The following is a 13031-nucleotide window of genomic DNA, read 5'->3' as shown; positions in this document are numbered from 1 at the left end:
GGAGAACGCTCATCGGTCCCCTCCGTTCGTCTCGGCGGTCGCCCTCGCCCGCGCCGGATCCGCGCGACGAGGTACGACGACCGCCGAGACGAACGGAGGGGACCGATGAGCGTTCTCCGGGTGCGCGATCTGCGCGTGGCGATCGGGGAGTCCTCGATCGTGCGGGGTCTGGACTTCGCCGTCGACCGCGGCCAGACGCTGGGGATCGTCGGCGAGTCCGGGTCGGGCAAGTCGTTGACGGTGCTCGCCGCGACGGGTCTCATCGACGCTCCCGGACGCCGGGTCACCGGGTCGAGTCTGCTGCGGGTTGCGGCGGATGCCGCGCCCGTCGAGCTCGTCGGAGCGTCCGAGCGCACGTTGCGGTCGGTGCACGGGGATGCCGTGGGCTTCGTCTTCCAGGACCCTTCGACCTCGCTCAACCCCTTCCTCCCGGTGGGGCGGCAGATATCCGAATCGCTCGAGGCTCATCGCGGGCTGTCCCGCCGGGTCGCGCACACGCGCGCGATCGCGCTGCTGGAGGCCGTTGGCATCCCGGATCCGTCAACGCGCGTGGACGCCTACCCGCACCAGTTCTCCGGTGGACAGCGGCAGCGCGTGATGATCGCGATCGCTCTCGCGTGTGATCCGGCGCTCCTGGTCGCCGACGAACCGACCACGGCGCTCGACGTCACGACGCAGGCGCAGATCATCGACCTCGTGCAGCGCCTGCAGCGGGATCGCGGGACCGCGGTGGTGTGGATCAGCCACGACCTCGGTGTCGTCGGCCAGGTCGCCGACGAGGTGCTCGTCCTGCGGCACGGCGAGGCCGTCGAGCAGCGTCCCCTCACCGACGTGTACGCCGAGCCGAGGCACGCGTATACGAAGGAGCTGCTCGCCGCGCGGCCGCGGATCGTCGCCGCGGGGGGCCCGCCACCCGCCCCGACCGCGCCGCCACTGCTGGAGGTCGCCGGGCTCGACGTGCGCTTCGCGGTGCAGACTCCGGCCGGCCGGCGCACCGTGCACGCCGTCGACGATGTCTCGTTCACCGTTCGCCGCGGCACCACCGTGGCCCTGGTGGGGGAGTCGGGCTCGGGCAAGTCCACGATCGCCGGCGCCCTCACCGGATTGCTGTCCCCGCACGCGGGGACGGCGACGCTCGCGGATGCCACGGGCTCGGGAGTCCGCGACGCGCTGCGCGCGCGGCGCCGCGACCGCCGTCGCATCGCGATGGTCTTCCAGGACCCGTTCGCCTCGATCGACCCGCGGCGCACCGTCGCGGATGCGATCGCCGAGCCGTTGCGCGTGCACCGGCTCGGCGGATCGACCGCCGCGGCCCGTGCCGCGCGCGTGCGCGAGATGCTCGAGCTCGTCGACCTCGACCCGGCGTTCGCCGAGCGGTACCCGCACGAGCTGTCCGGCGGGCAGCGGCAGCGGGTGTCGATCGCCCGCGCTCTCGCGCTCGAACCCGAGCTCGTGATCCTCGACGAGGCGACCGCGTCGCTGGATGTGTCGGTGCAGGCGCGCGTGCTCGCTCTGCTGCGTCGTCTGCAGGTCGAGCAGGGGCTGACGTACCTGTTCATCGCCCACGACCTCGCGATCGTCCAGCAGATGAGCCACGAGGTCGTCGTCCTCCGCGCCGGGAAGGTGATCGAGGCGGCCCCCGCCGCCGAGCTCTTCGCCCGCCCCCGCGAGGAGTACACGCGCCAACTCCTGGCGGCGGTGCCGCCCGAGGGGCCGCGGGTGCGGACATGACCCGGCGGTTGCGCCCCTCCGTGCCCCGCGGCGATACGCTGACACCCTCATGACACGCGCCACGGATGCCGATGAACAACGCACCGTCGAGACCCTCGGGGCCGCGGTGCGCGACGCCCGCAAGCGCCTCGGATTGAGCGTCCAGGCCCTGTCCGAGAAGGCGGGGGTGAGCTTCGGGTTGGTCAGCCAGCTCGAGCGCGGGCTCGGCAACCCTTCGCTGCAGACCCTCCAGCGGTTGGCGGGGGCCCTCGGCATCCCGGTCGCCCAGCTGCTGGACGAACCCGCCGTGCCGCACGGTGTCGTCGCCCGTGCCAAGCGTCACGTCATGCCCGTCGCCGCCGACGCGCCGCCGCACCAGCGGGCGGTGCGCGAGCTGCTCACCCCGCGCGGGGAGTCGATGCTGCAGCTCATCCGCTCGACGCTGCCGCCCGGTTTCACCAACGAGGTCAGCCCCTTCCGACACATCGGCACCGAGACCGTGACGGTCGAGTCGGGGGTTCTGATCGTGTGCCAGTCCGACCGGCGGGTCGAACTCCACACCGGCGACACCGTGACCTACGGCTGCTCCGCACCGCACTGGTGGGCGAACGGCCACGACGCGGAGACCGTCGTGCTCGGGGCCGTCACCCCGTTCGAGCGCTGAGCCCTCCGCCGGTCCGATCTCCGTCGGCGCCGTTGCGCCGAACTCCTGCGAAGAGCGCTGCCCGCGCCCGCGCGCCGCAGCTCGCGGCATCCCGCCGGCGAAACGTCAGGAGTTCGGCCCGGGCGGCCGTCGGCGCAACGCGAAGACCGCGGCATCCCTCCCGTGCAGGAGAGGGATGCCGCGGCCGAGGCGGTGCGGTCAGACCTCCGAGCGCGGGCCCGGGACGGTCTTGTTGACGCCCGTGACGGGCTGGTTCTCGTCGAACGAGGCGATGGGCTTCTTGAATCCGCGGGTGAGGACCACGAGGTAGACCACGCCGATCGCGGTCCAGATGAGCCCGCCGACGAGCGCGTGCCCGTCGAGGTTCACCCAGAGCAGACCCGTGAGCAGCATGCCGATTCCGGGCATCACGATGTACCGGAAGATGTCGCCCGGCGTCTTGCGCAGCCCCTGGCGGATCGCGAACCAGGCGATGACCGAGATGTTCACGAACGTGAACGCCACGAGCGCGCCGTAGTTGATGTACGCGGCGATCTGCTCGAGCGTGAACGAGATCGCGAGCAGGCTCACGAGCCCCACGATGACGATCGAGATCGTCGGGGTGTGCGTCTTCGGGTTGATGAACCCGAAGACCCGCCGCGGCAGGACGTTGTTGCGCCCCATCACCATGAGCATGCGCGAGACCGACGCGTGCGAGGCGAGCCACGACGCGAGGGTCGCCGCGAAGCCGGCCGCCGTGAGCACGGCCTGGAGCACGGGGCCGCCGACCTGGACGCCGATCTCGGGCAGCGTGCTGTCCTCGATGGCCTCGGGCGGGAAGGCGGTGGAGTCGGGGAAGCGCAGCTGCGTGACGTAGGCGGCGATGAGGAAGATGAGGCCGCCGGCCACGAGCGTGAGCAGGATCGCCCGGGGCATGATCTTGGGCGTCTTGGCCTCTTCCGAGTACATCGACACCGCGTCGAAGCCGATGAACGAGAAGCAGACCACGGTCGCACCGGCCAGCACGGCGCCGAACTGCACGTCGCTGTGGACGAAGGGAGCCAGCGACACGGCGGTGCCGGCCCCTGCTCCGCCGACGAGCTGCACGACCACCATGACGACGAAGACCGCCATCACGAGGATCGAGAACACCAGCAGGATCATGTTGACGTTGGAGGTGCCGCGCATCGTCAAGTAGATGACGCCCGTGACGCCGGCCGTGAAGACGACCACCCACACCCAGCCGGGGATGTCGGGGAAGAGCGCCTCCATGTAGCTGCGGAGGATGAGGGCGTTCACCATCGGCAGCAGCATGTAGTCGATGAGCGCTGTCCATCCGACGACGAAGCCGACGCCGGGGTGGATGGATTCGCGGGCGTAGGTGTAGGCCGACCCGGCGCTCGGGATGACGCGGACCATCTTGCCGTAGCTGATCGCGGTGAACACGAGCACGACGAGGGCGATGGCGTAGGCGGCGGGGACGACGTTGTTGGTCTTCTCGGCGACGAGGCCGAAGGTGTCGAAGATGACGGTCGGGGTCATGTAGCCCAGGCCGAGACCCACGATCGACCACAGGCCGAGGGTGCGGGCGAGTTTGGCGCCCGAACCGGACGCGGGCGCCGCAGTGGCGCGGGTGTTCTCGTTCGTGGCTTCTCCTAGAGGGTGCGGGTCGCGATCAGCGGTCGCGACCGAACGGATGGTGTCGGGTAGAGCATCAGTGCACCGCTCGGGATCGGAGCGGGTGGCGGACGAGCGGATGCCGCCGGGGTCGGGACGGCGTCCGCTCGGACGCCGTCAGAGGCGCGTCCAGGCCTCGGTGAGAACGGAACGCAGGATCTGTTCGATCTCGTCGAATTCGGACGGACCGATGGTCAGGGGCGGGGCGAGCTGGATGACGGGGTCGCCCCGGTCGTCGGCGCGGCAGTAGAGTCCGGCGTCGTACAGCGCCTTGGACAGGAATCCGCGCAGGAGTCGCTCGGACTCGTCGTCGTCGAAGGTCTCCTTCGTCGTCTTGTCCTTCACCAGCTCGATGCCGAAGAAGTAGCCGTCGCCGCGGACGTCGCCGACGATGGGGAGATCGAGCAGCTTCTCCAGAGTGGAGCGGAAGACGGGGGAGTTCGTGCGCACGTTCTGCAGCAGTCCCTCCTCTTCGAAGACATCGAGGTTCTCCATCGCTACCGCGCTGGAGACGGGGTGCCCGCCGAAGGTGTAGCCGTGCGGGAACGACGCGTCGCCGTGGGCGAACGGCTCGTACACCCGGTCGCTGATGATCGTGCCGCCGAGGGGCGAGTAGCCGCTGGTGACGGCCTTGGCGAACGTGATCATGTCGGGCTGGTACGAGTACGCCTCGGCGCCGAAGTAGTACCCGAGGCGCCCGAAGGCGCAGATGACCTCGTCGCTGACGAGGAGCACGTCGTACTTGTCGCAGATCTCGCGCACCCGCTGGAAGTACCCCGCCGGCGCGGGGAAGCAGCCGCCGGCGTTCTGCACCGGCTCGAGGAACACCGCGGCGACCGTCTCGGGACCCTCGAACTGGATCATCTGCTCGATGCGGTCGGCGGCCCACAGGCCGAACTCCTCGGGCGTCCCGCCGCCGAATCCGGATTCCGCGGCGCGGTAGTAGTTCGTGTTCGGAACGCGGAAGCCGCCGGGGGTGACTGGCTCGAACATGTGCTTCATCACGGGGAGCCCCGTGATGGCGAGGGCGCCCTGGGTGGTGCCGTGGTAGGCGATCGCGCGCGAGATGACCTTGTGCTTGGTGGGCTGCCCTTGCGTCTTCCAGTACTGCTTGGCGAGCTTGAACGCCGTCTCGACCGCCTCGCCGCCGCCGGTGGAGAAGAAGACGTGGTTGAGGTCGCCGGGGGCCAGGTGTGCGAGGCGGTCGGCGAGCTCGATGGCCGCGGGGTGGGCGTAGGACCACAGGGGGAAGAACGCCAGTTCCTCGGCCTGCTTCGCCGCCGCCTGCGCGATCCGGCGGCGTCCGTGGCCGGCGTTGACCACGAAGAGGCCGGCGAGGCCGTCGATGTAGCGCTTGCCCGCGGCATCCCAGATGTGGTGGCCCTCACCCTTGACGATGATCGGGACGCCGGGGCCGTCGGTCATGACCGACTGACGCGCGAAGTGCATCCACAGGTGGTCGCGGGCCTTGGCCTGGAGGTCGGACTGCTGGTCGATTTCGTGAAGCGTCATCGCGTTCCCCAGTTGTAGAGCTGTCGGTGGAGTTTCAAGTACACGAACGTCTCGGTCGCCACCACGTCGGGGAGCGATCGGATGCGGTCGTTGAGCAGATCGATGAGGTCGTCGTCGCTTTCGCACACGACCTCGACGAGCAGGTCGAAGGAACCGGCGGTGGAGACGACGTACGTCACACCGGGTAGTTCCGCCATCTCGGCGGCGACCACCCGGGTGTCGCCGGACACCCGGACGCCGATCATCGCTTGGCGGGCGAAGCCGAGCTGCAGCGGGTCGGTGACCGCCACGATCTGCAGGACACCCGCGTCCTGCAGTTTCTGCACGCGCTGTCGCGTGGCGGTCTCGCTGAGGCCGACGGCCTTGCCGATCTCGGCATACGAGCGGCGCCCGTCTTCCTGCAGTTGCTCGACGATGGCCTTCGACACGCTGTCGAGGACCGGTCGCCGTTCCGCCGAGATGCTCATGATGGGGCGACGGTATCAGCCGTTTACCCGCCGTTTCAATGATGGATTTGACTTTCACCAGGCCGTAACACCGCGGAAACCGTCGTCCTCGTGGTTCTCGGCGCTGACGGCCCGGCGACGGCGGTGGGGGACGGAGGATGGGGGATGCCATGCTGTGGCGCACGACGAGGGAATGGGGTCGACCATGGGCGACGCGGAGATCACGGCGGGGCTGCGGGCCGCCCTGGAGCACACGGATGCGTCCGCGCGGCTGCGCGCGGCGATGGATGCCGGAACCCGTCCGAACGAGCTCTTCATCGCCGTGCTGGTCGACCGCTGCGCCGTCGAGCCCGACTTCTTCGTCCGTGACATGCTCACCTGGGCGCTGACCCGCCACGACCCGGCGAAGGTCGTTCCCGCGGTCCTGCCCGAGCTCGGTTCCCCCTTCCCGCAGGCGCGCAGCCAGGGGCTGCACACGCTGACGAAGATCGGCGACCCGGCCACCTGGTCCGCGATCACCCCGGCGCTCCTGCACGATGAAGAGACCGCCGTCGCGCGCGCCGCCTGGCGGGCTGCGGCCGGGCTCGTGCCGGATGCCGAGCGGGTCGCCCTCGCCGACGAGCTGGTGCGACACCTCGGCCGGGGCGACATCGAGACCCGCCGGAGCCTCAGCCGGGCGTTCGTCATGATCGGCGAAGAGGCGGGTGGCGCGGTCGACGCCGCGGCGGAGTCCGCTGACGAGGCCGTACGCGTGCACGCTCTCGCCACGCGCGCCCTGATGGACGATCCGGATGCCGGCTTCGAGGGCGCCGTCGACCACGCTCGGCGCGTCGCGGCGCTGCGCGGTGCGCCGACAGACGTGCCGGGGGAGGCGCCGGACAGCCCCGACGAGACGGAGACGTCCGGCGCCTGAGCGGCGTCAGGCCAGGCTCGACATCACGTGCTTGAGGCGCGTGTAGTCCTCGAAGCCGTAGACCGAGAGGTCCTTGCCGTATCCCGAGTGCTTGAAGCCGCCGTGCGGCATGTCCGAGACGAACGGGATGTGCGCGTTGATCCAGACGCACCCGAAGTCCAGGTCGCGGCTGAAGCGCATCGCGCGGCCGTGCTCCCGGGTCCAGACGGATGCCGCGAGAGCGTACGGCACGCCGTTGGCCAGGGTCAGCGCCTCGGCGTCGTCGTCGAACGGCTGCACGGCCAGGACCGGTCCGAACACCTCCTGCTGCACGAGCTCGTCGTCCTGCCGCAGCCCGGTGACGATGGTCGGGGCGAAGAAGCAGCCGGTGTCGCCGACGCGTGCGCCCCCGGTCGCCACGTGCGCGTGGGCGGGCAGCCGGTCGATGAACCCCTGCACGCGCGCGAGCTGGTCGGGGTTGTTGACCGGCCCGAAGAACGCCGCGGGGTCGTCGGGGGAGCCGGTGCGCACGTGCTCCTCGACGTACGCCACCAGGCGCTCCACGAACGCGTCGTGCAGCGAGGAGTGCACGAGCACGCGGGTCGCGGCGGTGCAGTCCTGCCCGGCGTTGAAGAACGCCGCCTGCGCGATCCCCGCCGCCGCGGCATCCAGGTCGGCGTCCGGGAACACGATCGCGGGCGCCTTGCCGCCGAGTTCCAGGTGCACGCGTTTCACCTGCCGCGCGGCGGACTCGGCGACCTGCATACCCGCGCGCACCGAACCGGTGATCGCGACGAGCTGCGGCGTCGGGTGCTCCACGAGCGCGCGCCCGGTCTCGCGGTCGCCGAGGACGACGTTCAGCACCCCGGGGGGCAGGATCTCGGCGGCGAGCTGCGCGAGTCGCACGGTCGTCTGCGGCGTGGTCTCGCTGGGCTTGAGCACCACGGTGTTGCCCGCGGCGATCGCCGGCGCGATCTTCCAGATCGCCATGTTGAGCGGGTAGTTCCACGGCGTCACTTGCGCGACCACGCCGATCGGCTCGCGGCGGACGTACGACGTGAAGCCTTCGGCGTACTCCGCCGCCGCCCGCCCGTCGAGATCGCGCGCGGCTCCGGCGAAGAACCGCAGCTGGTCGACCGACTGCTCGATCTCGTCGGCGACGAGCGTCGCCCGCGGCTTACCGGTGTCCTCGGACTCCAGGTCGGCGAACTCCTCCGCGTGGGTCGCGAGCGCGTCGGCGAGGCGGAACAGCGCCAACTGTCGTGCGGCCGGAGTCGTGAGTCGCCACGACGCGAAGGCTCGGGATGCCGCGGCGAACGCGGCATCCACCTCTTCCGCCGTCGAGCACGGCGCCTGGCCGTACACCTCGCCGGTGACGGGACTGACGAGGTCGATCATCGCGCCCGTCGACGGCGTGGAGACGCCGTCGACGACGTTCTGCAGGAGCTTCACGCGGCGGCCGCCTCGTCGGCGACGGCGAGGGCCTCGTCGATGATGTCGAGGCCGCGGACGAGATCCTCTTCGGAGATGATCAGCGGCGGGGCGACGTGGACGCGATTGAAGTGCGTGAACGGCCAGAGGCCGGCCTTCTTGCACGCGGCGGCGAACGCGGCCATCGGCGCCGCGTCCGCGCCGGCGGCGTTGAACGGCACGAGGGGCTCGCGCGTCTCGCGGTCGCGGACGAGCTCGATCGCCCAGAACAGCCCGCGCCCCCGGATCTCGCCGACCGACGGGTGCGTCTCAGCCATTTCGCGCAGACGCGGCTCGACGACGCGCTCGCCGAGGTCGCGCACGCGCTCGAGGATCCCGTCGCGACGGAACACCTCGAACGTCGCGATCCCCGGCGCGCACGCGAGCGGGTGGCCCGAGTACGTCAGGCCGCCGGGGAACGACACGGTGTCGAAGTGGCTGGCGATGGCATCCGAGATCACGACTCCGCCCAGCGGCACGTAGCCGGAGTTCACGCCCTTGGCGAAGGTGATCAGGTCGGGCCTGACGTCGAACGCGTCGACGGCGAACCACTCGCCGATGCGGCCGAAGCCGACCATGACCTCGTCGGCGATGTAGAGGATGCCGTACTTGTCGCACAGGGCCCGCACGCCCGGCAGGTAGCCCGGCGGCGGGACGAGCACGCCGTTGGTCCCGACGACGGTCTCGAGGATGATCGCCCCGATCGTCGAGGCCCCCTCGAGGATGATCGTCTGCTCGAGGTGCTCGAGGGCGCGGGCGGTCTCTTCTTCTTCGGAGGCCGAGTGGAAGGCCGACCGGTACGCGTACGGACCGAAGAAGTGCACGACCGACGCGTCCGCGGGCTCGTTGGCCCAGCGGCGCGGGTCACCCGTGAGCGTGATCGCGGTGGAGGTGTTGCCGTGGTAGCTGCGGTACATCGCGAGCACCTTGCGCTTCCCGGTGACCAGGCGCGCCATGCGGACCGCGTTCTCGTTGGCATCCGCTCCGCCGTTGGTGAAGAACACCTTCGAGAAGCCCTCGGGCGCCACCTCGGAGATCAGCCGCGCGAGTTCTCCCCGCGTGCCGTTGGCCATCGCGGGCTGGATCGTGGCGAGTTCGCCCGCCTGCCGTTGGATCGCCGCGACCAGGTCGGGGTGCTGGTGCCCGAGGTTGAGGTTGACCAGTTGCGACGAGAAGTCGAGGTACCGGGTGCCGTGGTGGTCCCAGAAGGTCGCGCCCTCGCCGCCGGCGACGGGGAGCGGGTCGATGAGCGCCTGAGCACTCCACGAGTGGAAGACGTGCGCGCGGTCGTCGGCGCGGACCTGCGCCTCGGCGGTCACGTCGGGGGAGGTGAGGGTCATGATCGTTCCTTTCCGGATGCCGCGGACTCAGTGGTTGCTCGGGAACCCGAGGCTGATCTGGCTCTCGCTCGGGTCGGGCCAGCGGGTCGTGACGACCTTGCTGCGCGTGTAGAAGTGGATCGACTCGGGGCCGTAGATGTGCGAGTCGCCGAAGAGCGAGTTGCGCCAGCCGCCGAACGAGAACGCGCCGACCGGGACGGGGATCGGGACGTTCACGCCCACCATGCCCACCTCGATGTCGAACTCGAACTGCCGGGCGGTGCCGCCGTCGCGTGTGAAGACGGCCGTGCCGTTGGCGAACGGGCTCGTGTTGATGAGTTCGACGGCCTCGTCGTAGCTCTTCACCCGGACGACCGAGAGGACGGGGCCGAAGATCTCGTCGTCGTACACCTTCATCCCGGGGGCGACGCGGTCCACGAGCGAGACGCCGATGAAGAAGCCGTCGCCCTCGAACTGCTGCGTCGTGCCGTCCACGACGACCTCGGCGCCCTCGGCCGCGGCGCCCGTGACGTACGAGGCGACCTTGTCGCGGTGCTCGCGCGTGATGAGCGGACCCATTTCGCTCGCGGCATCCGTTCCGGGACCGATCTTCAGACCCGCGATGCGGCTCGCGACCTTCTCGACGAGAACGTCGGCCACGTCGTCGCCCACCGCGACGAGCACCGAGACGGCCATGCAGCGCTCGCCGGCCGAGCCGTACGCGGCCGAGACGGCGGCGTCGGCGGCCGAGTCGAGGTCGGCGTCGGGCATGACGACCATGTGGTTCTTCGCGCCGCCGAGGGCCTGCACGCGCTTGCCGTTCTCGGCCGCGCGCGAGTAGATCGACCTCGCGATCGGGGTGGAGCCGACGAAGCTCACCGCCCGGACGTCGGGGGAGTCCAGCAGCGCGTCCACCGCCACCTTGTCGCCGTGCACGACATTGAGGACGCCGGCGGGGAGCCCCGCCTCCTCGTAGAGCTCGGCGAGGAAGATCGCCGCGGAGGGGTCCTTCTCGCTGGGCTTGAGCACCACGGTGTTGCCGCACGCGATCGCCGAGGCCGTCATCCACAGCGGCACCATGACCGGGAAGTTGAACGGGGTGACCGCGGCGACCACACCGACCGGCTGCTTGACCGAGTGCACGTCGACGCCGCGGCTGACCTGCTCGGCGTGCTCGCCCTTCAGCAGGTGCACGAGGCCCGCGGCGAACTCGACGTTCTCGATCCCGCGGCTGATCTCGCCCTTGGCATCCGAGAGGACCTTCCCGTGCTCGGCGGTGATGATCGCGGCGAGTTCGTCGGTGCGCTCCACCAGGAGGTGGCGCAGCCGGAAGAAGACGTCGGCGCGCTTGATGAGGCTCGTCGCCCGCCACGCGGGGAGCGCGGCCTTCGCGGCGGCGATCGCCTCATCGACCTCGGCGGTGGTGGCGAAGGCGACGTGCGCCTGGACCGCGCCCGTGGCGGGATCGAACACGTCGCCCGTGCGCTCCGCGCGGCCGGTCGCTTCGCCGTTGACGTGGTGGTGGATGACGGTCATGCGGATCCTCCTCGGAATCAGCGGTCATCCGGACACATCGACCGGCGCCGCCGTAGGGTGTTCTCTGCCGATTCTGCGGCACGACAAGGGGGAAGCGCTCATGGCTGATCGTCGCGAAGACGGGCGAGTCCGGACAGATCGTCCGGATGCCGCGACCCCGGTGTCCGACCGGGGCCTGCCGACGCTCGCCGAGGTGCTCGACACCCCCGCGCTGGCCGCGGGAGCCCCCGAAGTGCTCGTCGGTGCGGAGGGGCTGGCGACACCCGTGCGGTGGGTGCACGTCTCGGACAGCCCGAGCGCCGCGCGGCTCCTCGACGGCGGCGAGCTCCTGCTCACCACCGCGTCGGCGTGGCCCGAGGACCCCGCCGACCTGCGGGCCCTCGTGGCGGAGTTCGTCCGCGCGGGGCTGGTCGGGATCGTCATCGAGCTCGGCGCGCACTACCGCTACGTTCCGGCCGTCGTCGTCGACGCCGCGGCGGCCTCCGGTCTCGCGCTGATCGCGCTCCATCGCGAGATCAAGTTCGTCGCGGTGACCGAGGAGGTGCACCGGCGGATCATCGACGATCAGACCGCCGCGCTCCGCGCCCGCGACGAGGTGCGCACGCTCTTCACCTCGCTCGCCTTGCGCGGTGCCCCCGCCGACTACGTCGTGGAGCGTCTCGCGCAGACCCTGCGGGCGCCGGTCGTACTGGAATCGCTCGCTCACGAGGTGATCGTGGCCGACCTCGCGGATGCCGACCCCGCGGTGCTGCACGATTGGCAGGAGCGTTCACGGCGATCCGCCGACGACGGCGACGACGGCCGCTCGATCGTCGCGGTGGAGGCGCGCGGCATCCGTTGGGCGACGCTCGTCGCCCTCGCCGGGCCGCCGCATCCGGCCGGACGCCGGGCCGTCCTCGAGCAGGGCGCGACGGCCCTGGCGCTCGGACGCCTCGCCGATCCCGACGGCGACGACTGGGCCCGGCTCGGTCGCCGTCGCCTCATGGACGCGCTGCTCGGCGGGCGCTACGGCTCCACCGCCGAGGTGGCCGCGCTCCTGGGCGCTGCGCGGATCGACCTTGCGGGCGCGGTCTTGTTCGGCCTCGCTCTCGACGGCGCGGCCGCGGACGCCGTCGAAGCCGCGGCGGTCGAGATCGGCGGGCGTGCGCTGTGCGGCACCCCGCGGGGATCCGGCGAGCGCGCGGAGGGGTGGATGCCGGTCCTCTTGGCCGTGCCGACGGGGACGACCTTCGCGGGTGCCGCCGCCGACCGTTTCCTCGCGCGGCTGCGCGGAGAGGGGCAGCCGCCCCGGCTGTCGATCGGGCCGCGCGTGGAGGGGGAGCCCGGGGCGGACTCCGTCCCGCGTCTCCTCGACTCGCTCGAACAGGCCCTCGACCTGGCCGAGGTGGGGGATCTGCCCGAGGGGACGGTGCACTGGGTGGTGCGGCATCCGCTCGTCCGCTTCGTCTCGTCGCTCCGGGGCGACCACCGCCTCCTCGAACACGGAGAGGATCTGCTCGCTCCCGTGCTGGCCTCCCCTCCCACGCGTCGCCGCGACCTGCTGGCCGCGCTGTCGGCGATCGTCGCCCACCCCGGCAACCGCACCGCCGCGGCGGCGGCAGCGCACGTCTCGCGCTCGGTGTTCTACCAGCGGCTCGACCTGGCCGAGCGGGTGCTCGGAGTCGACCTCGACGATGGCGAGGTCCTGGCGGCCCTGCACCTCGCCCTGGTGGTGCACCGGGCCCACCGCTCGCCGGGAGCGGGCGCTCGCCGATGACGTCGGGACGGGGATTCGACGGCCCCGCCCGGCCGCTACGATGACCGGGACGGGCAGGGGCGGACATGAG

The 13031-nt window shown here is 71.1% G+C and carries 10 protein-coding genes; 4 read left to right on the top strand and 6 right to left on the bottom strand.

Going from position 1 to position 13031, the window contains the following annotated elements:
* Window positions 1-105: 105 nt before the first annotated feature.
* Both LQV45_RS08730 and LQV45_RS08725 read left to right on the top strand, forming a co-directional pair.
* The gene (locus tag LQV45_RS08730; RefSeq protein WP_230006661.1) at window positions 106-1731 is read left to right on the top strand and encodes an ABC transporter ATP-binding protein; all 1626 of its coding nucleotides are present in this window, start codon (window positions 106-108) and stop codon (window positions 1729-1731) included.
* Window positions 1732-1780: 49 nt separating this feature from the next.
* Window positions 1781-2374 carry a helix-turn-helix domain-containing protein gene (locus tag LQV45_RS08725; protein ID WP_230006660.1) on the top strand — a complete coding sequence of 198 codons (594 nt, stop codon included), beginning with the start codon at window positions 1781-1783 and terminating at the stop codon, window positions 2372-2374.
* Window positions 2375-2572: 198 nt separating this feature from the next.
* On the opposite strand, the gene LQV45_RS08720 is transcribed toward LQV45_RS08725, so the two are convergent.
* The 3 genes from LQV45_RS08720 to LQV45_RS08710 all read right to left on the bottom strand — a co-directional run bounded on the left by LQV45_RS08720 (window position 2573) and on the right by LQV45_RS08710 (window position 6009).
* Entirely contained in the window at window positions 2573-3928 is a 1356-nt protein-coding gene (locus LQV45_RS08720) for an APC family permease (protein ID WP_290370227.1), read from the bottom strand.
* Between the two features lie 219 nt (window positions 3929-4147).
* Entirely contained in the window at window positions 4148-5542 is a 1395-nt protein-coding gene (locus LQV45_RS08715) for an aspartate aminotransferase family protein (protein WP_230006658.1), read from the bottom strand.
* Window positions 5539-6009, bottom strand: a complete 471-nt coding sequence (locus LQV45_RS08710) for an Lrp/AsnC family transcriptional regulator (RefSeq protein WP_138177038.1) — start codon at window positions 6007-6009, stop codon at window positions 5539-5541. The genes LQV45_RS08715 and LQV45_RS08710 overlap by 4 nt, the downstream gene beginning before the upstream one ends.
* A gap of 154 nt (window positions 6010-6163) precedes the next feature.
* Between LQV45_RS08710 and LQV45_RS08705 the strand changes: the two genes are divergently transcribed.
* Window positions 6164-6901, top strand: a complete 738-nt coding sequence (locus tag LQV45_RS08705; protein WP_308288838.1) for a HEAT repeat domain-containing protein — start codon at window positions 6164-6166, stop codon at window positions 6899-6901.
* A gap of 6 nt (window positions 6902-6907) precedes the next feature.
* On the opposite strand, the gene LQV45_RS08700 is transcribed toward LQV45_RS08705, so the two are convergent.
* From LQV45_RS08700 to LQV45_RS08690, 3 genes are read right to left on the bottom strand one after another with little or no spacing between them, the layout of a single operon-like run.
* Window positions 6908-8332: a gamma-aminobutyraldehyde dehydrogenase gene (locus tag LQV45_RS08700; protein WP_290370226.1), complete on the bottom strand. Its 1425-nt coding sequence runs from the start codon at window positions 8330-8332 to the stop codon at window positions 6908-6910.
* Window positions 8329-9690, bottom strand: a complete 1362-nt coding sequence (locus tag LQV45_RS08695) for an aspartate aminotransferase family protein (RefSeq protein ID WP_230006657.1) — start codon at window positions 9688-9690, stop codon at window positions 8329-8331. Before LQV45_RS08695 ends, LQV45_RS08700 begins: the two co-directional genes overlap by 4 nt.
* A gap of 27 nt (window positions 9691-9717) precedes the next feature.
* Window positions 9718-11205, bottom strand: a complete 1488-nt coding sequence (locus tag LQV45_RS08690; RefSeq protein WP_230006656.1) for a CoA-acylating methylmalonate-semialdehyde dehydrogenase — start codon at window positions 11203-11205, stop codon at window positions 9718-9720.
* 100 nt (window positions 11206-11305) lie between these two features.
* Here LQV45_RS08690 and LQV45_RS08685 point away from each other — a divergent pair, with 100 nt between their 5' ends.
* Window positions 11306-12961 carry a PucR family transcriptional regulator gene (locus LQV45_RS08685; RefSeq protein WP_230006655.1) on the top strand — a complete coding sequence of 552 codons (1656 nt, stop codon included), beginning with the start codon at window positions 11306-11308 and terminating at the stop codon, window positions 12959-12961.
* Window positions 12962-13031 lie beyond the last annotated feature (70 nt).

This window comes from Microbacterium sp. Bi128, assembly GCF_918698205.1.
Note: the sequence above shows the minus strand (reverse complement) of the source record. Positions and strands in the feature narration are given on the sequence as shown.